17 protein-coding genes are annotated in these 19,958 nt (G+C 68.4%); 11 read left to right on the plus strand and 6 right to left on the minus strand.

Annotated features, from left to right (window positions below):
• Positions 1-231: 231 nt before the first annotated feature.
• Entirely contained in the window at positions 232-1,323 is a 1,092-nt protein-coding gene (locus ACYVGI_RS05340) for a GNAT family N-acetyltransferase (RefSeq protein WP_460631631.1), read from the minus strand.
• Positions 1,324-1,575: 252 nt separating this feature from the next.
• On the opposite strand from ACYVGI_RS05340, the gene ACYVGI_RS05345 reads away from it, so the two are divergent.
• The 6 genes from ACYVGI_RS05345 to smc all read left to right on the plus strand — a co-directional run bounded on the left by ACYVGI_RS05345 (position 1,576) and on the right by smc (position 10,570).
• Positions 1,576-2,796, plus strand: a complete 1,221-nt coding sequence (locus ACYVGI_RS05345) for a branched-chain amino acid ABC transporter substrate-binding protein (protein ID WP_055893026.1) — start codon at positions 1,576-1,578, stop codon at positions 2,794-2,796.
• 121 nt (positions 2,797-2,917) lie between these two features.
• Complete coding sequence (locus tag ACYVGI_RS05350) at positions 2,918-3,925, plus strand: branched-chain amino acid ABC transporter permease (protein WP_055893030.1); 1,008 nt, start codon at positions 2,918-2,920, stop codon at positions 3,923-3,925.
• Positions 3,922-5,160 carry a branched-chain amino acid ABC transporter permease gene (locus ACYVGI_RS05355; RefSeq protein ID WP_460631632.1) on the plus strand — a complete coding sequence of 413 codons (1,239 nt, stop codon included), beginning with the start codon at positions 3,922-3,924 and terminating at the stop codon, positions 5,158-5,160. The genes ACYVGI_RS05350 and ACYVGI_RS05355 overlap by 4 nt, the downstream gene beginning before the upstream one ends.
• Positions 5,157-6,080 (plus strand): ABC transporter ATP-binding protein, encoded by a 924-nt coding sequence (locus tag ACYVGI_RS05360; RefSeq protein ID WP_460631633.1) that lies wholly within the window; start codon positions 5,157-5,159, stop codon positions 6,078-6,080. The genes ACYVGI_RS05355 and ACYVGI_RS05360 overlap by 4 nt, the downstream gene beginning before the upstream one ends.
• Positions 6,067-6,780, plus strand: coding sequence for an ABC transporter ATP-binding protein (locus ACYVGI_RS05365; RefSeq protein ID WP_460631634.1), 714 nt, complete (start codon positions 6,067-6,069; stop codon positions 6,778-6,780). The genes ACYVGI_RS05360 and ACYVGI_RS05365 overlap by 14 nt, the downstream gene beginning before the upstream one ends.
• A gap of 178 nt (positions 6,781-6,958) precedes the next feature.
• Complete coding sequence (gene smc / locus ACYVGI_RS05370) at positions 6,959-10,570, plus strand: chromosome segregation protein SMC (protein WP_460631635.1); 3,612 nt, start codon at positions 6,959-6,961, stop codon at positions 10,568-10,570.
• 25 nt (positions 10,571-10,595) lie between these two features.
• Here smc and ACYVGI_RS05375 read toward each other — a convergent pair whose 3' ends face one another.
• Together ACYVGI_RS05375 and ACYVGI_RS05380 are read right to left on the minus strand one after the other, a co-directional pair.
• Positions 10,596-12,356 carry a hypothetical protein gene (locus ACYVGI_RS05375; protein WP_460631636.1) on the minus strand — a complete coding sequence of 587 codons (1,761 nt, stop codon included), beginning with the start codon at positions 12,354-12,356 and terminating at the stop codon, positions 10,596-10,598.
• 57 nt (positions 12,357-12,413) lie between these two features.
• Positions 12,414-13,244, minus strand: coding sequence for a CHAD domain-containing protein (locus tag ACYVGI_RS05380; RefSeq protein ID WP_460631637.1), 831 nt, complete (start codon positions 13,242-13,244; stop codon positions 12,414-12,416).
• Positions 13,245-13,274: 30 nt separating this feature from the next.
• On the opposite strand from ACYVGI_RS05380, the gene ftsY reads away from it, so the two are divergent.
• Genes ftsY through ffh form a run of 3 tightly spaced genes read left to right on the plus strand, consistent with a single transcriptional unit; the run spans position 13,275 to position 16,260 of the window.
• Complete coding sequence (gene ftsY, locus ACYVGI_RS05385) at positions 13,275-14,150, plus strand: signal recognition particle-docking protein FtsY (RefSeq protein ID WP_460631638.1); 876 nt, start codon at positions 13,275-13,277, stop codon at positions 14,148-14,150.
• Between the two features lie 10 nt (positions 14,151-14,160).
• Complete coding sequence (locus tag ACYVGI_RS05390; RefSeq protein ID WP_460631639.1) at positions 14,161-14,661, plus strand: DUF2004 domain-containing protein; 501 nt, start codon at positions 14,161-14,163, stop codon at positions 14,659-14,661.
• A 33-nt stretch (positions 14,662-14,694) separates the two neighbouring features.
• Positions 14,695-16,260: a signal recognition particle protein gene (ffh, locus tag ACYVGI_RS05395; RefSeq protein WP_460631640.1), complete on the plus strand. Its 1,566-nt coding sequence runs from the start codon at positions 14,695-14,697 to the stop codon at positions 16,258-16,260.
• Between the two features lie 113 nt (positions 16,261-16,373).
• Here ffh and ACYVGI_RS05400 read toward each other — a convergent pair whose 3' ends face one another.
• From ACYVGI_RS05400 to ACYVGI_RS05410, 3 genes are read right to left on the minus strand one after another with little or no spacing between them, the layout of a single operon-like run.
• Positions 16,374-17,075, minus strand: a complete 702-nt coding sequence (locus ACYVGI_RS05400) for an SGNH/GDSL hydrolase family protein (protein WP_460631641.1) — start codon at positions 17,073-17,075, stop codon at positions 16,374-16,376.
• Between the two features lie 59 nt (positions 17,076-17,134).
• The gene (locus tag ACYVGI_RS05405; protein ID WP_460631642.1) at positions 17,135-17,863 is read right to left on the minus strand and encodes an SGNH/GDSL hydrolase family protein; all 729 of its coding nucleotides are present in this window, start codon (positions 17,861-17,863) and stop codon (positions 17,135-17,137) included.
• Positions 17,864-17,923: 60 nt separating this feature from the next.
• Complete coding sequence (locus ACYVGI_RS05410; RefSeq protein WP_460631643.1) at positions 17,924-19,060, minus strand: glutamate--cysteine ligase; 1,137 nt, start codon at positions 19,058-19,060, stop codon at positions 17,924-17,926.
• Between the two features lie 182 nt (positions 19,061-19,242).
• On the opposite strand from ACYVGI_RS05410, the gene rpsP reads away from it, so the two are divergent.
• Both rpsP and ACYVGI_RS05420 read left to right on the plus strand, forming a co-directional pair.
• A complete protein-coding gene (gene rpsP / locus ACYVGI_RS05415; protein WP_402849314.1) occupies positions 19,243-19,722 on the plus strand; it encodes a 30S ribosomal protein S16 in 480 nt (159 codons plus the stop codon).
• Between the two features lie 4 nt (positions 19,723-19,726).
• Entirely contained in the window at positions 19,727-19,957 is a 231-nt protein-coding gene (locus ACYVGI_RS05420; protein ID WP_055893072.1) for an RNA-binding protein, read from the plus strand.
• Position 19,958: the final 1 nt, after the last annotated feature.

The following is a 19,958-nucleotide window of genomic DNA, read 5'->3' on the forward strand; positions in this document are numbered from 1 at the left end:
GCGCCGCGCCCGAGCAACGCTCGTGTTCGGCAGGAGATTCGCGCCCGCCGCCGCGGAACTTCCGTCCGAACGGAGCTGCGGGCGGCGTGTCGCGCAGAGTCTCCTGTTGTGCGTAACGCAGGACGTCTCGCCTGACACGCCGACGGATTCTCCTTCCGAACGGAGACCGTGGCCGGATGCACCGCTTTCTCCGTTCGGAAGGAGAATCGCGGGGCGGGAAGTGCTGGGCGCTCAGGGGAGCGTCTTCTGCCAGTTTCCGGTCAGGGCGTGGAGACGGAAGCCGAAGGCCTCGTTCACCGCGAGCATCGGCGTGTTCTCGTCGGCATTCCAGGTCAGCAGCCGGTGGATGCGCGGGGCGAGGCCGGCGAGGCGGCGCAGGTTCTCCAGTTTCACCAGCGTGCCCAGTCGCCGCCCGCGGTGCGCGGCCGCCACGAGCGTGTCGTACTGCTCCGCCTTGTCGCCGTCGTCCGGCAGCGCGATCTCGGTGTACGCCGCCAGCTCGCCGGTCTGGAGGTGCTGGGCGACCGTCACCAGCAGCGGTTCACCTCGCCCGGCCAGCTCGTCCTCGTGCTGCCGGACGCGCTCCGGCGTCCAGGCCTCGTCGTCGAGTGCGATGCCCGCCTGCGGCACGTCGGTCGTCATCCGTTCCTTGAGCGCGGCGAACGCGTCGGCGAACTCGTCAGGGGTGTGCCGCCACCAGCTCACCGTGCGGTAGCCGTCCGAGTGGGCGACAGCGTCGGCCAGCAGCCTGTCGGTGAGGGAGGGCGGCAGCGGAAGCGTCAGCTCGCTCGACCGCTCGATCTGGCCGAGCCGGTAGCCGTGCGAGAGTGCGAACCGCACGTCGGGCGCATCGGCGGGCAGGCCGCTCGATCCCTCCGCTGCGCGCACGAGTTCCCCACCGGTCGCCAACGACGCCACGGGATGCTCGGTGTACGCCGACAGGGCCGTGCGCCCTCCCTCCGCCGCAAGCTCCTCGCCCTTCGCCAGCAGAGCGGACCCGATGCCGCGCCCGCGGACCGCGGGAGCCACATCCACCAGCAGCGTCGCCGTGATCGCGTCCTCCTCCAGCGGGAAGTCGGCGACGACACGTCCCACGATCGCGCCGTCGAGGATCGCGGCGAACACCAGCTTCTCGTGGAACTCCTGCGCGCGGAACGACGCCAGCTCGGCCTCCGCCGTGTAGACGAAGTCGTCGTTGCCCCAGAGCTCGTACGCGATCCCGTTCATCACGGAGACGAGCTCTTCGAAGGCGGCGGACTCCGGCGTTCCGAGGCGTTCCGGCAGGGGGATGCGCACGATCGAGAAGTCCCCGTCGCTCGGCATCCGGCCGCCTCCTCGTCGATCGTGGTCGCACGGCCGACCCGCAGCGACCGCACCGTCGACGCCGACCGTTTTCGAGCCTAACCCGACGGCACCGGTGTGAACAGAGCTGGCCCGTTTGGTTTCGATCGTGTAAATCTCCGTCGAAAAGAGAGTTGCGATTAGTTGCAATGCATGTACTCTCGACACACATATTCGTGGTGCGAAGAGGCAACCACGCCGCTTCGTTACGAATTTCACGTCGAGAGGCAAGAGATGCTACGAAAGAAAGTCATCATCGGTGCGGCTGTTGCAGCGTCAGCCGCGCTGTTCCTCGCGGGATGCGCCAACCAGGCGTCCACGGGTGGTTCCACGAACACGAGCGCGAAGGTCAACATTCCGGCCATCACCTCGATCGACACCCCGAAGGACGCCGTCCTCCCCGCGGGAGACGGGAAGGCCACTTGTCCTGCCGGCCTGACCATCGGCTACGTCGGAGCCGAGACCGGCCCGAACGCCCAGCTCGGAATCAACATCTACAACGGCATCCAGTTGGCCATCAACCAGCACAACGAGGCCAACAAGGGCTGCCAGGTCGGCTTCAAGAAGTTCGACACGGAAGGCGACCCGAACAAGGCGACCGGTCCGGTGACCCAGGCGGTCAACGAAGCCGACATCGTCGGCGTCGTCGGCCTCCCGTTCTCGGGAGAGTCGAAGGCCACCGGCAACATCTTCGAGCAGCAGGGCCTGGTGCACATCACCCCGTCCGCGACCAACCCCGACCTGACGAAGAACGGCTGGACGACGTTCTTCCGCGGCCTCGGCAATGACGCCGTGCAGGGTCCTGCAGCGGCGAAGTTCCTCACCGGGAAGCTCGAAGCCAAGAAGGTCTACCTGGTCCAGGACGACTCCGACTACGGAATCGGTCTCGCCACCACCACCTCCAAGGCGCTCGGCGACGCCCTCGTCGGCACGGACAAGGTGACCACCGGCCAGAAGGACTTCTCGGCGGTCGTCTCGAAGATCATCAACGCGAAGCCGGATGCGGTCTACTACTCGGGCTACTACGCCGAGGGTGCTCCGTTCGACCAGCAGCTCGTCGCGAAGGGCTTCGAGGGAACGTTCGTCGGACCGGACGGTGTGAAGGACGACCAGTTCATCAAGCTGGCAGGCGACGCGTCCAGCAACGCGTACTTCACCTGCCCCTGCATCCCCGGTGAGCTGATCCCGGACTTCGAGAAGGCGTACAAGACGCTCGCCAGCGCGGAGCCAGGAACGTACTCCATCGAGGGCTACGACGCGGCGACCGTGCTCCTGTCCGGCATCGACCAGGGCAAGACCACCCGTGCCGACCTCAAGGACTTCGTGAAGTCCTACGACAAGGACGGCCTGAGCAAGCACTACAAGTGGGACTCCACCGGTGAGCTGCAGGCGCCGACCGTCTACGGGTACAAGGTCGAGGGCGGCAAGATCGTCCCGATCGGAACCATCGGATAGCGCGACACAGAAAGTGGATGCGGCGGGCGGCTTTCCGCGCCGCCCGCCGCATCCGTCGTCCCTCCTGTCCGTTTCCGACCGGATCACGTACGATCCCCTCCCGTTCGATCTGGATGCCTGAATGCTCGAATTGCTTGTCCTCCACCCGGTCATCGACAACTCCTGGATCAATTTCGATGTCCCTTCCCTCATACAGAACTTCTGGGGCGCGACCTTCGACGGCCTCACCTTCGGGGCCATCTACGGCCTGATCGCCGTCGGGTACACGCTCGTCTACGGCGTGCTGAACCTGATCAACTTCGCCCACTCCGAGGTGTTCATCGTCGGCGCGTACGGCGTCGTCATCACCCTCACCTCGCTGGGCTTCGGCCCCTCCATCCCGAACCTGTCGCTCGCGGCGATCATCGGGGACATCCTCCTGGCGCTGCTCGTCGGCATGGTGGCCTCGGCCGTCACCGCGTTCCTGCTGGAACGCATCGCATACCGGCCGTTGCGAAGACGCAACGCGCCACGATTGGCGTTCCTCATCACCGCGATCGGCGCGTCGTTCGCCATCCAGTCGCTGATCTTCGTGATCCGCGGCGCGAACGCCGAGCCTGCCGTGACGATGTTCAAGCCGATCCCGGTGTTCGACGTGTTCGGCACCATCATCAACAGCCAGTCGATCATCATCGTCGTTGCCGCGGTCATCCTGATGATCGTGACCGACATGTTCATCCGGCGCACCCGCACAGGGCGCGGCATCCGTGCCGTCGCCCAGGACCCGGACACCGCGACCCTGATGGGGGTGAACAAGGAGCGGATCATCGTGATCACATTCGTGCTCGGCGGCATCCTCGCCGGTGCGGCCGCCCTGTTCTACGTGATGCTCGTGCCGTCCGGCGTGATCTACACCGGAGGCTTCGTCCTCGGCATCAAGGCGTTCGCCGCCGCGGTGCTCGGCGGCATCGGCAACGTGCGCGGAGCGCTCCTGGGTGGACTTCTGCTCGGATTGATCGGAAACTACGGACAGATCCTGTTGGGCGACTCCCAGTGGACAGACGTCATCGCCTTCGTGGTGCTGGTGCTCGTCCTGCTGGTCAAGCCGACGGGCATCCTCGGTACCTCACTGGGGAGGAGCAGAGCATGAGCACGACAGACGGACCCAAGGTCCTCCCGGATGCGCGCAGCGAGCAGGCGGCGGATGCTGCGGAGGCAAGGCGCAAGAGAGGCGGCCCGCTGCAGGGCTTCCGCGACCGCTGGAACGGCCTGCCCCGGCAGGTGCAGTGGCTGTGGATGCTCATCGTGGTGGCGCTCGCCTTCGCCCTGCCGTACCTGAACTTCTTCCCGCTGACCACCGAGCCTGGCAACGACTGGCCGCTGGCCTGCTTCGCGATGGCGGTGTATGCGCTGATCGCGGTCGGCCTGAACGTGGTGGTCGGCTACGCCGGACTCCTCGACCTCGGCTACGTGGCGTTCTTCGCGGTCGGGTCGTACACGGCGGCCATGCTGACCAGCCCGGACTCGCCGTTCACCAAGATCCCGTATCTCTGGACGATTCCGGTGGCGATGGCGGTCGCGATGATCTTCGGCGTGGTGCTCGGCGTTCCGACTCTCCGGCTCCGCGGTGACTACCTGGCGATCGTGACGCTCGGCTTCGGTGAGATCGTGCGCATCCTGGCCACGATCATCCCGGCGCTGAAGGGTCAGGTCGGCTTCCAGAACGTCGGCCACCCTCCGGGGGAGACCGACAAAGGCATCCCGATCTTCTCGAACTCGAACGGCATCCCGTGGTACTGGCTGACGCTCACGATCATCATCATCGTGCTGCTGCTGGTCGGCAACATGGAGCGCAGCCGCGTCGGACGCGCCTGGATCGCCATCAGGGAGGACGAGGACGCCGCGGAGATCATGGGCGTGCCGACCTTCAAGTACAAGGTGTGGGCGTTCGCGATCGGCGCGGCCGTCGGCGGTCTCTCCGGGGCGCTGTTCGCCGGTCAGGTCGGCTTCGTGAACAACCAGAAGTTCGACGTGCAGACCTCCATCCTGTTCCTCGCGGCCGTGGTGCTGGGAGGCACGGGCAACAAGGTCGGTGCCCTGCTCGGTGGCGCGATCGTGGCGTACATCCCGCTGCGATTCACTGCCATCGCCGACTACAAGTACCTGATCTTCGGCGTCGCCCTCGTGGTGCTGATGATCTTCCGCGCGAAGGGCCTGGTGCCGGCGAAGCAGCGCCTGCTCGCCTACGGCAGGAACGCATACAAATATCTGGTGACGAAACCGACGCCGCCGCCCAGCACGGGCAGCACACCGGCCCCGCCATCGTCGCCTGCGCCCACGACGCCGGTGACCCCGCCAGCAACGCCGAACGGAGGCGCATCATGACCGACGCCCGCGACGCGAACGCAGAACGGCCGGCGAACGCCGACCTGCCGGAGGGCGCAGACGCCGAGGCCCTCGCCGACCTGGATGTGGACCTCGAGGTCGCGGCGGCGGCTGCGCCAGACCGCGAGATCGCCGTGGAGGTCGGGGACAAGCTCGTCGAGGTGAAGAACCTCACGGTCAAGTTCGGCGGGCTCCTCGCCCTCGACGACGTGAGCTTCGACATCAAGCGCGGGGAGATCCTCGGCCTGATCGGCCCGAACGGCGCAGGGAAGACCACCTGCTTCAACGCCATGACCGGCGTCTACAAGCCGACCAGCGGCGACGTGCTGCTCGAAGGCACGTCGATCAAGGGAAGGAAGCAGCACCAGATCACCAGGCTCGGACTCGCCAGGACGTTCCAGAACATCCGCCTGTTCGGTGAGATGAGCGCACTGGAGAACGTGGTGGTGGGGCTGGACGCCAGGCACCGCACCAGCGTGCCGGGCGCGTTGGTGCGCTCGCCCAGGCACATCCGGGAGGAGAAGAGCGCCATCGAGCGCGGGATGGCGCTGCTCGAGTTCGTGGGGATCGCCGACCTGGCGAGCACCGCATCCCGTCAGTTGCCGTACGGCTACCAGCGGAGGCTCGAGATCGCCAGAGCGTTGGCCACCGACCCGAAGGTGCTGTGCCTGGACGAGCCGGCCGCCGGCTTCAACCCGGCGGAGAAAGAGGACCTGATGGACCTCATCCGCACGATCAGGGCCGATGGATACACGGTGCTGCTGATCGAGCACGACATGCGGCTGGTGATGGGCGTCACCGACCGGATCGTGGTGCTCGAGTTCGGGCGCAAGCTCGCTGACGACGTTCCGACCGCGATCCGCAACGACCAGCGCGTGATCGCCGCCTACCTGGGAGAGCCTGAAGATGACGTTGCTTGAGCTGAAGAACGTGAGCGTCTCGTACGGCCGCATCGAGGCCATCCACGACATGTCGTTCTCGGTGGATGAGGGTGAGATCGTCAGCCTGATCGGTGCGAACGGTGCAGGCAAGTCGACCACGATGAAGACGATCTCCGGCATCTTGAACCCGTCGCAGGGGTCGATCACCTTCGACGGCCAGGACATCACCAAGATGAAGGCGCACATCCGGGTGATCCGCGGCATCTCGCAGGCGCCGGAAGGCCGGGGCATCTTCCCCGGCATGACGGTGCTGGAGAACCTGGACATGGGCGCTTTCGGCCGCAAGGACCGGAGCGGGATGGACGCCGACTTCGAGCGCGTGTTCGCGCTTTTCCCCCGGCTCGCCGAACGCAAGACGCAGGTCGGCGGCACGATGTCCGGCGGCGAGCAGCAGATGCTCGCCATCGGTCGCGCGCTGATGTCCGCTCCGCGGTTGCTGCTGCTCGACGAACCGTCCATGGGGCTCGCCCCGCAGTTCATCAAGCAGATCTTCTCGATCATCACCGAGATCAACAAGCAGGGCACGACGATCCTCCTGGTCGAGCAGAACGCCAACCAGGCACTCGCCCGCGCCCACCGCGGCTTCGTCCTGGAGACGGGCTCCATCACCCACTCCGGCACCGGCAAAGAGCTCCTCGCCAACCCCGCCATCAAAGAGGCCTACCTCGGCGTCGGCTGACCCGCCCGTCGCCCTCCCGTCGCCCGCCCAGCCATCGAGCCCAGGCTTTTTCACCGCAAACGCGCGTTTTGAGGTGAAGAACCCTGGGCTCGATCGCGTCGGTGGCGGGGTGCGGGGGTGTGGTCGGGTAAATTTGGGGCGAACGACGCGACAGACGGACCAGAGAGAGGGCGAGCGGGTGTATCTGAAGAGCCTGACGCTCAAGGGATTCAAGTCGTTCGCGCAGCCGACGACGTTCGCCTTCGAGCAGGGTGTCACCTGCGTGGTCGGGCCGAACGGCTCCGGCAAGTCCAACGTGGTGGATGCGCTCGCCTGGGTCATGGGGGAGCAGGGCGCCAAGACCCTCCGCGGCGGCAAGATGGAGGACGTCATCTTCGCCGGGACCTCCACCCGCGGTCCTCTCGGCCGCGCCGAGGTCACCCTCACCATCGACAACTCCGACGGCGCCCTGCCGATCGAGTACTCCGAGGTCACCATCTCGCGCACGCTGTTCCGCAACGGCGGGAGCGAGTACGCGATCAACGGCTCCGCCTGCCGCCTGCTCGACGTGCAGGAGCTCCTCAGCGACTCGGGCCTCGGCCGCGAGATGCACGTCATCGTCGGCCAGGGCCAACTGGATGCCGTGCTGCACGCGAGCCCAGAGGACCGGCGCGGCTTCATCGAGGAGGCCGCCGGAATCCTCAAGCACCGCCGCCGCAAGGAGAAGACCCTCCGCAAGCTGGAGGCGATGCAGACCAACCTCACCCGTCTGAGCGACCTCGCCGGGGAGATCAGGCGGCAGCTCAAACCGCTGGGCCACCAGGCCGAGATCGCCAGGGAGGCGCAGTCGATCGCGGCCGTCGTCCGCGACGCCCGAGCCCGCATCCTGGCCGACGACGTGGTGGCGCTGCGCACGGCGCTCGACGACCACGGCCGCACGGAGTCCGAGCGGCACAGCGAGCGGATCGTGCTGCAGGAGCAGTTGGAGCAGAAGCAGCTTCGCGTCGCGCGCCTGGAGCAGGCGCAGGTCGGCGACGAGGTCGACATCGCCAGGCGCACCGCGTTCGGGCTGGAGTCTGTGCAGGAACGCCTGCGCAACCTCTACACGATGGCCAACCAGCGGCTCGCCCTGCTCGGCAGCCAGGCCGACGCTCCGGATGCGGGCCCTAGCGTCAGCCGGCAGATGGTGCAGGATGCGCGCGACGAGGTCGACAGACTCCGCACGGTCGTGACGGACGCGGAGGCCGCGTGGACCGCCGCGCAGGCCGCAACGCGCTCCGCTCGCGGGCGGCTCGACGCGGTCGACGACGAGATCGCCGCGCAGAGCGCCCTGGTCTCGCGCCACGACCTCGAACTGTCCAAGCTGACCGGTCAGGCCGACGCCGCAGCGCAGCGGCTCGCCGCCGTGCGCGGCGAAGTGCTGCGCCAGCAGAACGCTCTGGATGCGGCGACCGACCGCCGCGAGAAGGCGCGTGCCGAGTTCGCCTCCCGCGAGGCGGAGGCCGCGACGGCCGATGTCGGAGAGGGCAACCTCGACGAGGCGTACGAACTGGCGCAGGCCGACGTGTTCGAAGCCGAGGGCGAGATCGAGCGACTGCGCGAGGAGCTGCACACGCTGGAGCGCGAACGCGACGCCCTCGCCGCGCGCACGAGCGCGCTCTCGATGGCGCTCGACCAGAAAGACGGCTCCGCCGCGCTCGTCGCCGCCCGCCTGCCTGGCGTGCGCGGCCTCGTCGCCGAGCACATCCGCGTGCATCCCGGGTTCGAGGCGTCGATCGCCGCTGCCCTCGGGTCGCTGGCGGATGCGGTGCTCGCCGAGGACCGCTCCGCCGCCTTCGACGCGGTCGCTCAGGCGTCCTCGGACGACCTCGGCAGGGTCGAGGTCATCATCGCTGACGCCGCGGCGTCGGAGGTCGACCTCGGCGGCGTCTCGGGGGTCGTCGCCGCCCGCTCGGTGGTGGAGGCTCCGGACGGCGTGCTGGGCATCCTCGCGTTCACGGCCATCGCCGACGACCTGGATGCGGCGCGCGCTGCAGCGACGGCGTTCGCGACCCGCGCGCTCGGCGGCCCTGTCACGATCATCACGAAGTCCGGCGACGTGCTCACCGACTACGTGCTGCGCGGCGGCTCCGGCGCCAAGCAGAGCCGCATCGAGCTCATCGCCGACCGGGATGCGGCCGCCGACCGCCTGGGCGAGGTCACCTCCCTGATCGACCGCGCGAAGTTCGCCCTCGCCGAGCAGCGCGGTGTGCTGCAGGTGGCGAAGGAGCAGTCGCAGGCCGCCCTCGCCTCGCTCCGCGAGTTCGACGCGAAGCTGGCGGCGCAGACCGAACAGCTCAACCGGCTCAAGGTGCAGTTGGAGGCGTCTCAGGCCGAGTTCGACCGTCTCAGCACGGCGCTGTCGCTCGCCGCGGAGCGCGTCGCAGACGCGGAGGCGGCGGCCGAGAGGGCGAAGGCGGAGCTGGAGACGGCCCGCTCGCGTCCGCGTCCGATCCTGGATGTGAGCGCCAGGGATGCGCTCTCCACCGAGCTCGAGGCGGCCAGGGAGGCGGAGGTCGAGTCCCGGCTCGCCGTCGAGACCGCGAAGGAGCGCGTGCGCGCTGAGCAGGCCAGGGGAGAAGCCCTCGCCAGACAGCTCGACGCCGAGCGCGCCGCCGCAGAGGAGGCCGCCCGCCGCGCCGTGATCCGCCGCAGGCAGATCGACGCGGCCACCGGCGTCATCGAGGCGCTGCCCGCCGTGCTCGACTCCGTCGATCGCTCCGTCGCGCAGGCGCGCCTCGAGCTCGCCGCCGCAGAGGCGAAGCGGTCGAGTCAGAACGAGGAGCTTGCGACGCTGCGTCGCGAGGAGAACACGGTGCGCGACCGCTTGCAGGTCATCACCGAGAGCGTGCACGGCCTCGAACTGCAGATCTACGAGAAGAAGCTGCACCTGTCGAGTCTGCTGGAGCGTGCGGGCAGCGAGCTCGGCCTGGTGGAGGACGTGCTGGTGGCCGAGTACGGCCCGGAGGTCCCCATCCCGGTGGACGGGCCGGCGCCGGAGCGCGACGACGCGGACGCCGACGCACGCGACGCACGCGACGCAGACGACGCCGACGATGCCGACGATGCCGACGCCGCTGCTGCCGCCGAGCGCGAGACCGTCCCGTTCAACCGCGAGCAGCAGCAGAAGCGCCTCGCCGCCGCGGAGCGCAAGCTCGCCCAGTTGGGCAGGGTCAACCCGCTCGCGCTGGAGGAGTTCGCCGCTCTCGAGCAGCGCCACAAGTTCCTCACCGAGCAGCTCACCGACCTCACGAACACTCGCAAGGACCTGCTGACGATCATCGAGGAGATCGACGAGAAGATGCAGACCATCTTCGAGTCGGCGTTCGAGGACACCAAGGAGGCGTTCGGCTACGTCTTCCCGATTCTGTTCCCCGGTGGCACGGGCAGCATCTCGCTGACTGACCCGGAGAACCTGCTGACCACCGGCATCGAGGTCTCGGTGAAGCCCGCGGGCAAGAAGATCGAGCGTCTGTCGCTGCTGTCGGGCGGCGAACGGTCGCTGGCGGCGGTCGCGCTGCTCATCGCGATCTTCAAGGCGCGCCCCAGCCCGTTCTACATCATGGACGAGGTCGAGGCCGCCCTCGACGACGCGAACCTCGGCCGCCTGCTGACGATCTTCGAAGACCTGCGCGAGTCCAGTCAGCTCATCGTGATCACGCACCAGAAGCGCACCATGGAGATCGCCGACGCCCTCTACGGCGTCTCGATGCGTCAGGACGGCGTGTCAGCGGTGGTCGGCCAGCGCGTGGCGCAGGAGCAGGCGTCCTAACCGGAGCTCCGGTCGGCGGCCATGGTCAGCGGTCGCGGTCGCGGTCGCGCGTCGCCTCCTCCACCCTCTCCGGGTAGCCGCGGGTCGTGAGCTGGTAGCGGATGCTCGACGCCAGCTTCGTGGTCATCGTCGCTTCCCCGCGCGTGCCGCTGTAGTCGTAGATCTGGAACACGCCGCAGTCCACCACGCGTTCCGGTGTTCCGAGCTCGGTGAGCGCTTGGGCGCGGCGGGCGGGCGCATCCACGATGAAGTAGCTCGGGATGCGGTCGTCGAACGACGCCAGGTCGGTCATCCAGGCCCGTGCGCCGAGCGTGCTGTCGACCTGCAGCACGTCGACGCGGCGGGTGCCGTAGAGGTCGAGGGCGCGGACGGCCCAGTACGAGCCCTCCCCGGTGAGCGAGCGGTCGCCGATCCAGTTCTCCAGGCAGGTGAGCCCCGGGCTGCCGGGGGCGGCGGTCACCGCGCGCAGGCTCCCTGCCGCGGGCGCGGCGGCCACGATCGCGGCGACAGCGACGGCGATGGCCGCAGCAGCGCCCACTGCGCGGACCCGAACAGTGCGGACACGAACAGCGCGGACCCGAACAGCGCGCACACCGACCGCGCGCGCTCCCGCCGCACGCACCCCGGATGCGCGCGCGGGCCACCGGAAGCGCGCGAGCACCTGCATCCTGCGCCAGAGCAGCGGGTGCACCAGGATCAGCAGCGGGAACACGAACACCGGTCCGAGATACCGGGTCGCCGTGCTGCCGACGAGCACGGTCCCGACGAGCGTGACCGCCACGGCGCACAGCACGAACAGGGGGAGCACCGCGTCGCCCGCGCCTCGCGCCGCCCGCAGCACCGCCACGCACGCGCCGAGCAGCAGCGCGAGCACGGCCGCCTCCGCGATCCCGCCCGGCGCGCTCAGGAACGAGACAGCGACCCCGGAGAAGAAGCGGATGCTCTCCGGAATCTGGTTCAGGTGCACGTAGCTCGTCGCGCCGGGCAGCAGGTAGCGGCCGAGCGCGAACCGCGCGGCGTACCCGACGACCGCCGCCGCGGCGAGCGGCGCGAGCACGACCGCCGCCATCCGCCACGGCACCCAGCGCAGCACGACGGCGAGACAAAGCGCGAGCCCGAGCGGCACGGCGAACTGGAACACCACCAGTGGATTAGACACCGTCTCGACAGCCAGGAGCAGACCCGCCGCGACCGCGTAGCAGGCGTAGCCGGCCGACCGGATGCGCGGCCTCGTCCGCAAGCCGCCGGTCGCGTGCAGCGCGAGTGCCAGCACGGCGAGCGCGACGAACGTCGCGCCGTAGTAATACGTGGTGAGCACGGTGAAGGTCGCGATCGACTCGTTCGTCTGCGCACCCCGCACATCCAGCAGCAGGAACGCCACGAACAGCAGCGAGGCGACGAACGGGGCGCCGAGCCTCGCCCACGGGCTGCTCCAGCGCAGCCGACCGGAGGCGGCGCGTAGCAGCAGCGAGAGCACGACCGCGTTGAGGATCGCGTTCAGCACGAGCGCTGCTTTCACCGCTCCGCCCGCGACGAGCGAGCAGAGCAGGTAGAACGGCAGCTCCGGCAGCAGGAAGAGCTGAGAGGACATCACCCACTGCAGCGGTTCGCCGCGCGCGAGCGACTGCTGGAACAGCGGGAGCACGAGCGAGTCGCCGTCGTAGAAGAACTGGTGCTGACCGTGCGCGTCGAGCGCGACGGACAGCGCTCCCGCGGTGAGCAGGGCGATGACGATCGGCGCGGCGACCTCGGCCGCGAGGCGCAGGGCGACAGTGCGGCGGTCCACTCCTCAGACGCTAGCTCCGGATGCGGTGGGCGCCCTGGGATGCGGATGCGGAGTCGTTCAGAGTGCGCGAGCCACCGCGTCGACCAGGTCGTCCAGCCCGGACAGGTGCTCCTCTGCGCGCTCGTCGCAGCGGGAGGCGAGTCTCGCGATCCCTGCCGCCGCCGCCGGGCCGAGGTCGGCGTCCTCCGCCTTCTGCCGCAGGTGCGCCGCGAGCAGCACCAGGTCGCGGTGGTCGCCGAGCGCGTTCTGCAGGGCCTCTGCCGCTGCGGCGACGCGAACGGCGTCGCGGCCGAAGGTGTCGGAGACCGCCTCCGCGGCGTAGCGAAGCCGTCTGGCGGCCTTCCTGGTGGCGTGCCTGGCGTCGAGCGAGTCGCCATCCTGCTCCAGCAGGCGCCCACCCGCGTGCGCCAGGGCCTTCCTCGCCGTCCGCTTCGGATGCTTTGCGCCGCGCGCACTGAGCGGCGGATTCGCGGCGAACGAGACGACGTCGGCGAGGAGCTGGCGGTGCGCGCGGCCGTGCAGGTCGCCGACGAGCGCGGTGACGGCCGCCGCGTGCGCCGCGCGGGCGTCGGCGGAGAACGCGGTGACCGCATCCACTGTCGCCTGGTCGATGTCGTCGGCACCGGCACCGGCGTCGGTGATCAGGGCGGCCAGAGCGTTGGCGCGCACCTCCAGATCGCGGACGGTGCCGAGCTGGGAGCCGAGAACGCCGAGCCTCCTCCTGAGCCGCTTCGCCTCGTCCTTCTCGAACGCGCGCCGGTCGACGCTCAGGATGCTCCGCAGCCGCCGCACTCTGATGCGCGCCTGATGCACCGCGTCGTCTCCGCCCGCCTCGATCGCGACGAGCCACTCGGCGAGCTCCGCCGACACTGCCACCAGAGAGAACATGGTCACACGGTAACAACTAGTCTGAGAGCTATGGCAGAACGCACCCCCTGGTCTTTGTCCGGCGCGCTCCGCGGCATGTTCGCGAAGAAGACGATCGACGACACCACCTGGGACGACCTGGAGACGGCGCTGATCACCGCCGACTTCGGCCCGGACGTGACGGAGGCGATCGTGGACGACCTGCGCGCCAAGGTCGACAGGTACCACACCACCGACCCCGCGGATCTGCAGCGGATGCTCAAAGAGAGCCTCGAAGAGCGCCTGTCCAAGCTCGACACCACGCTCAAGCTGAGCGAGCGTCCCGCGATCGTGCTCGTGGTCGGCGTCAACGGCGTCGGCAAGACCACCACGATCGGCAAGTTCGCGAAGTTCCTCCGCACCTACGACCGCACCGTCGTCGTCGGCGCGGCCGACACCTTCCGCGCGGCGGCCGTCGAGCAGCTCGCCACCTGGGCGGAGCGCGCCGGCGCCGACATCGTGCGGCCGCAGCAGCAGGGCCAGGATCCCGCATCCGTCGCCTTCCAGACGGTCGAGAAGGCCAAGGCGGACGGCACGGAGATCGTCATCATCGACACGGCGGGACGCCTGCAGACCAAGGGCGGCCTGATGGACGAGCTCTCCAAGATCAAGAGGGTGGTCGAGAAGCAGGCTCCGATCTCCGAGGTGCTGCTCGTCCTCGACGCCACCACCGGCCAGAACGGGCTGGCGCAGGCCGAGGCGTTCATCGAGCACGCCGGGGTGACCGGCCTCGTGCTCACGAAGCTCGACGGCTCCGCGAAGGGCGGCTTCGTGCTCGCCGTGCAGGAGAAGACGGGCATCCCGATCAAACTGGTCGGCCAGGGCGAGGGCATCAACGACATCACCGGCTTCACCCCGCACGTCTTCGCTCAGCAGTTGGTCGGCTAGGGTCGCGGACATGGCCATCGAACACGATTTTTTCGGCGTCATCGACGAGACCGCATCCGGTGGGCTCGCGTGGAATGACACGGCAGACCTCTCCGAACAGGTGGTCGAGGTCGATCTGCTGGCGGACGACGAGTCCGCCGTGCCCGAGTTCGCGCTGGACGCCGCCGCGGCCATGATCCAGGCGATCGACGGCTTCGACGCCCGGGCGCGGGATGCGCTGATCGCCGAGCTCAGCTCGCGCCAGTCGGCGACCGTGGCGTACATCGACGAGCACGTCGACAAGCTGGGGGACAGCCTGATCGATCTGCTGGTGCACAACTCCGGCGACATCGCCGTGGACGTGCTGCGCTCCCTGCAACTGCTGCGCATCCTGCTGCAGCCGGACCACTCGGACGAGGACGAGGTCTTCGCCACGTTCGACTACTCGATCAGCCCCGACGAGTCGGATGCGCTGCTCACCGTGTCGTTCGACATCCGGGGCGACGTGGTCGCCGTCGACACGCAATCCTGACGCACAGCATCCGCCCGGTAAACTGGCACGATCATGGCTACTTTCGGATCGCTGTCTGACCGCCTGGCAGATACCTTCAAGAACCTCCGCACCAAGGGCAAGCTCTCCCCGGCAGACGTCGACGGCACGGTGCGCGAGATCCGTCGCGCCCTGCTCGACGCCGACGTCGCGCTCGACGTCGTCAAGGAGTTCACCGGCAAGGTGCGCGAGCGCGCACTGAGCGACGAGGTCAACAAAGCCCTCAACCCGGCCCAGCAGGTCGTGCAGATCGTCAACGAGGAACTCGTCGCGATCCTCGGCGGCCAGCAGCGCCGCCTGCAGTTCGCGAAGAAGCCGCCGACCGTCATCATGCTCGCCGGTCTCCAGGGAGCGGGAAAGACGACCCTCGCGGGCAAGCTGGCGAAGTGGCTCGTCAAAGACGGCCACACGCCCGTCCTCGTGGCCGCCGACCTCCAGCGACCGAACGCTGTCACGCAGCTCCAGATCGTCGGGGAGCAGGCCGGGGTGCCCGTCTACGCTCCCGAGCCGGGAAACGGCGTCGGCAACCCGGTGCGCGTCGCGAAAGACGCTCTGAAGTTCGCCGAGACCAAGCAGTACGACACGGTCATCGTCGACACCGCGGGCCGTCTCGGCGTCGACGCCGAGCTGATGAAACAGGCGTCGGACATCCGCAAGGCCGTCGACCCGGACGAAGTGCTGTTCGTGATCGACGCCATGATCGGTCAGGACGCTGTCGCGACAGCCAAGGCGTTCCAGGACGGCGTCGACTTCACCGGCGTCGTGCTCTCCAAGCTCGACGGCGACGCCCGCGGCGGTGCTGCGCTCTCCGTCGCCTCGGTCACCGGCCGCCCGATCATCTTCGCCTCCACGGGTGAGGGACTGGACGACTTCGAGCCGTTCCACCCCGACCGCATGGCCAGCCGCATCCTCGACCTGGGTGACATCCTCACCCTCATCGAGCAGGCCCAGGAAGCCTTCGACGAAGACGAGGCGCGCAAGGTCGCCGAGAAGTTCGCGACGGACAGCTTCACGCTCGACGACTTCCTCAAGCAGATGCAGCAGCTCCGCAACATGGGCTCCATCAAGAAGATGATGGGGATGCTGCCGGGCGCAGGCGCCATGAAGCAGCAGCTCGACAACTTCGACGAGAAGGAGATCGTGCGCACGGAGGCGATCATCCAGTCGATGACCAAGGCGGAGCGCACGACGCCGAAGCTGCTCAACGGCTCGCGCCGCCTCCGCATCGCGAAGGGCTCCGGCTCCACGGTGACCGAGGTGAATCAGCTCGTCAACCGCTTCGAGCAGGCCGCGAAGATGATGAAGACCGTCGCCAAGGGCGGCGTGCCGAACGTGCCGGGCATGGGTCCGATCCCGGGCGCCAGCTACGGCGGCAAGGCCAAGCAGCAGCCCAAGAAGAAGGGCTCACGCTCCGGCAACCCGGCCAAGCGTGCGGCGGAGAACGCCGCGATCACCTCCGGGACGAAGCCGTCGACCGGCACGCCGGGCGGCTCCGGCTTCGGTCTGGGCGGCGGCGCAGGCAAGCCGGGAGGGCCGTCCGAGGAGGAGCTGGCCTCGCTCCAGAAATTCCTCGGCCGCTAGCCCCGGCCCCTCGCCCTGGCCCATCGCCCTTCCGCTCCAACGAGTGGTCCCGAATTGCCGCAGGCGCGCCTCAGCGCACGGCGATTCGGGACCACTCGTTGCGCGTTAGGGGGTTAGAGGGCGAGGGCGTTTGGGGCGAGCTTGGCCTCGATCGTCTTGGCGACGACCTCCTGGCCTGTGGGATTCGGGTGGATGCCATCCGGCTGCACCCAGTCCGCGTGGCCGGCCAGCGGGAAGCCGATGTCGATGAGCGTGCCGTCCACGCCGTCGATGGCGGCTGCGAACGCGTCGTCGACCATCGTGATGGTCGCCGGCGGCTTGTCTGCTCCCCAGATCGCCGTCACGCCGATGATGTGCGCGTGCGGGAACGTCGAGCGCAGCCTGCCGAGAAGCTCCGTGCTCTTCTGAGCAAGCGCGGCCGGGTCCTCCAGCCGGTCGTTCCTGGTCGCGGCGATCAGGATGTAGTCCGGCTTCAGCTTCACGGCCTGGTCGACCTGCTGCTGGAACGTCGTGCCGTTCCAGCCGGGGTGCAGGAAGCCGGAGCCGGAGACGGCGAGGTCGGTGAGCTGCCACTTGTGGGTCTTCGCCACGAGCGACGGCCAGGCCTGATCCTGCCGGATGCCCTTGCCGAACGCGATCGAATCGCCGATCGCGACCGCAACGGGACGCTCAGCGACCTGGGGTGCTGGGGCGGCGGAGCGCAAGCCGGCGACGGGTTCCTGCGGGGCGCCGGCCGAGCATCCCGTGAGGACGACGACGGCAGCCGTGGCAGCGGCGAGAACGGCCACTCGGAGGCCACGGGTAGACAGACGCACGGAGCGAGAGTAAGGGCACGAAGCTGCGTGAAAGCTGTGTATTTCGGAAGGTTCGGTTCTCAGCGCGAGACGGCGGTGTCCGTCTTGGTCGTGATGCGCGCAGCGGCGATCTTGTCGGCGATCAGTCCGGCGAGCAGATGCTGGCCGTCAGCGGTGGGATGCACGTTGTCCTTCTGCACCAGATCGGCGCGGTTCTGGAACGGCTGGCCCACATCCACCCAGGTGCCGTCGACGGCCAGGACGGCGCTGCGGACGATGCTCGCGACCACCGGAGTGGCCGGTGTCGGAGTGCCTGCTCCCCAGATCGGCCCGACGCCGATGATGACCGCGTCCGGCAGGGCCGTCCGGAGTCGCTGGAGCTGCGTCGTCGCGGTGTTCTTGAGCTCGATCGTCGAGCCGAGAGTGTCGTTGCGCGTCGCCGCGATGATGACCACCTGCGGGCGGAGTGCGATGGCCTGACTGACCTGCGCCTCATAGGTGTGGGTGTTGAGCCCGGGGGCGATGAAGCCGGAGGCGCTGTCGGCGAAGTCGTTGAGCGTCCAGCCGAACTGGTCGGCGACCAGGAACGGCCAGGCATCGTCGTACGGGACGCCGTTTCCGATGGCGATGGAGTCGCCGATTGCGGCGGCGCGTACGGGCGCGCCGGACGTCGCCTGCGGGGTCGGGGTCGCTTCCGGCGCTCCTGTGAAGGTGGTCTCGCCCGATAGGGCGGTGCATCCAGCGGTCACAGCAATGACGATGGTGGCGATGGTGACGGCGGCGATTCGGGCTATCGGTCGGGCGAACACAGTTAGACAGCATACGGTGCCGTCTCCCTGCGGATGCTGAGGGGACGGGGTCGCCGCAGGTCAGCTCCGGTCGAGCCCGTCGCGCAGCTCGTGGGTGAGCGAGCTGACGACGGCCTGCAGACTGCCGCCGTTCGACTCGGCCACCCGGAGCTGTCGCTGATAGCTGGCGCCCTTCGACAGGATCACGTCGACGGTCTCGAGCTCGGCGAGGCAGCCGAGGCGTTCTGCCGTGGGGGAGAGATCCACGATCAGGTCGCGCAGCGAGTCGGACACCAGCCGTTCGCTGCCGTCCGGCGCCGTGATGATCTCGGCGTCGAGCCCGTAGCGTGCCGCCCGCCACTTGTTCTCGCGCACGAACCACGGCTGGAGCGTCACCGGCTCCTCTCCGTCGTCGAGCTGGCCGGACATCCGGTCGGTGAGGCAGTGGATGAGCGCCGCGACGGCCCCCACCTCGTCCGCGGTCGACAGCCCGTCGCAGGCGCGCATCTCGACCGTGCCCCACTTCGGCGACGGCCGGATGTCCCAGCGCACCTCGCTGTGGTCGGTCACCACGCCGGTCGTCACGAGATCCTGCACGTACTCCTCGTAGTTGGCCCAGCTTCCGAACTGCCAGGGCAGGCCAGCGGTGGGGAGCTGCTGGAACATCAGCGCCCTGTTCGACGCGTACCCCGTGTTCGCCCCCGCCCAGAACGGACTCGACGCGCTCAGCGCCTGCAGGTGCGGATAGTAGGTGAGCAGGCCGTTGACGATGGGGAGCGCCTTGTCCCTGTCGTCGATGCCGACGTGCACGTGGATGCCCCAGATCATCATCTGCCTGCCCCACCACTGCGTGCGGTCCAGCAGGCGGTCGTAGCGCTCGTTCGGCGTTACCTTCTGGTCGAACCACTGGGCGAACGGGTGCGTGCCCGCGCACATCAGCTCAACACCGAGCGGGTCGATCACCTCACGGACGAGGCCGATCAGCCCCTGGAGGTCCTCGATCGCATCCGGAACAGTGCGGTGCACTCTGCTGACCAGCTCGACGGTGTTGAGGAGCAGTTCGTGGGTGATCTGCGGATGCTCCTCGCCGTCCGTCGAGAGCGCATCCAGCACTTCCTGGGCGATCTGGACGAGGTCTCCCGTGGACGCGTCGACCAGGGCGAGCTCCCATTCGACTCCGACGGTGGAACGCTCGGATTCCGAGAATTCGATCTGCATAGTGGTCGTCCCAATCATCCGATTGTTCAAAGGGCGGCGTTGTCTGACAGAATAGCTAGTTGAGTTCCCTCGTACCCGACCCTCTAATCAGGTGCGATGGAACACCATAGACCTCCTGCCGAGTGTGCCCCCACGCTCACGGCAGACAGTTCGTCACGTCACTCATACACACAGGAGAATTTGTGTCTGTCAAGATCCGTCTGAAGCGCCTCGGCAAGATCCGCGCACCGTACTACCGCATCGTCGTCGCCGACTCGCGCACCAAGCGCGACGGCCGCGTCATCGAGGAGATCGGTCTGTACCACCCGACCGAGGAGCCCTCGGTCATCCAGGTCGACTCCGAGCGCGCGCAGTACTGGCTCAGCGTCGGCGCACAGCCGACCGAGCAGGTCCTCGCCCTCCTCAAGCTCACCGGCGACTGGGGCCAGTTCAAGGGCGACAAGAACGCCACGAGCACGGTCAAGGTCAAGGAAGCCAAGGTCGAGTTCCAGGCCGACGAGAAGAAGAAGCCCGTCCTGAAGCCGAAGGCTGAGAAGCCGGTCGTCGCCGAGGCTGAGGCCGTCGTCGAGGCCGAGGTCGAGGCCGAGGAGGCCGCTGAGGCCGAGGTCGTCGCCGAGGCTGAGGAAATCACCGACGCTGCCGCCGACGGCGAGAAGGCGTAACACCTTGCTCGCACCCGCACTCGCGCACCTCGTCAAGGGGATCGTGGATCACCCGGACGACGTGCACGTCGTTGCAAAGAGTTCGCCCCGTGGCGAGGTCCTCGAGGTTCGTGTGAACCCCGAGGACCTCGGCAGGGTCATCGGCCGCTCTGGCCGCACCGCCAAGGCGCTGCGGACCCTGGTCGGTGCGCTGGCCGACGGCCGACGCGTCCGCGTCGACGTCGTCGACGACTGAG

The sequence above is a fragment of the Leifsonia lichenia genome, assembly GCF_054780215.1.

What these genes read in the sequence shown, in the direction of transcription:
- ACYVGI_RS05340 (WP_460631631.1), bottom strand. Translation starts at nt 1,323, where the DNA reads ATGCCGAGCGACGGGGACTTCTCGATCGTGCGCATCCCCCTGCCGGAA.
- ACYVGI_RS05345 (WP_055893026.1), top strand. Translation starts at nt 1,576, where the DNA reads ATGCTACGAAAGAAAGTCATCATCGGTGCGGCTGTTGCAGCGTCAGCC.
- ACYVGI_RS05350 (WP_055893030.1), top strand. Translation starts at nt 2,918, where the DNA reads ATGCTCGAATTGCTTGTCCTCCACCCGGTCATCGACAACTCCTGGATC.
- ACYVGI_RS05355 (WP_460631632.1), top strand. Translation starts at nt 3,922, where the DNA reads ATGAGCACGACAGACGGACCCAAGGTCCTCCCGGATGCGCGCAGCGAG.
- ACYVGI_RS05360 (WP_460631633.1), top strand. Translation starts at nt 5,157, where the DNA reads ATGACCGACGCCCGCGACGCGAACGCAGAACGGCCGGCGAACGCCGAC.
- ACYVGI_RS05365 (WP_460631634.1), top strand. Translation starts at nt 6,067, where the DNA reads ATGACGTTGCTTGAGCTGAAGAACGTGAGCGTCTCGTACGGCCGCATC.
- ACYVGI_RS05380 (WP_460631637.1), bottom strand. Translation starts at nt 13,244, where the DNA reads ATGTTCTCTCTGGTGGCAGTGTCGGCGGAGCTCGCCGAGTGGCTCGTC.
- ftsY (WP_460631638.1), top strand. Translation starts at nt 13,275, where the DNA reads ATGGCAGAACGCACCCCCTGGTCTTTGTCCGGCGCGCTCCGCGGCATG.
- ACYVGI_RS05390 (WP_460631639.1), top strand. Translation starts at nt 14,161, where the DNA reads ATGGCCATCGAACACGATTTTTTCGGCGTCATCGACGAGACCGCATCC.
- ffh (WP_460631640.1), top strand. Translation starts at nt 14,695, where the DNA reads ATGGCTACTTTCGGATCGCTGTCTGACCGCCTGGCAGATACCTTCAAG.
- ACYVGI_RS05410 (WP_460631643.1), bottom strand. Translation starts at nt 19,060, where the DNA reads ATGCAGATCGAATTCTCGGAATCCGAGCGTTCCACCGTCGGAGTCGAA.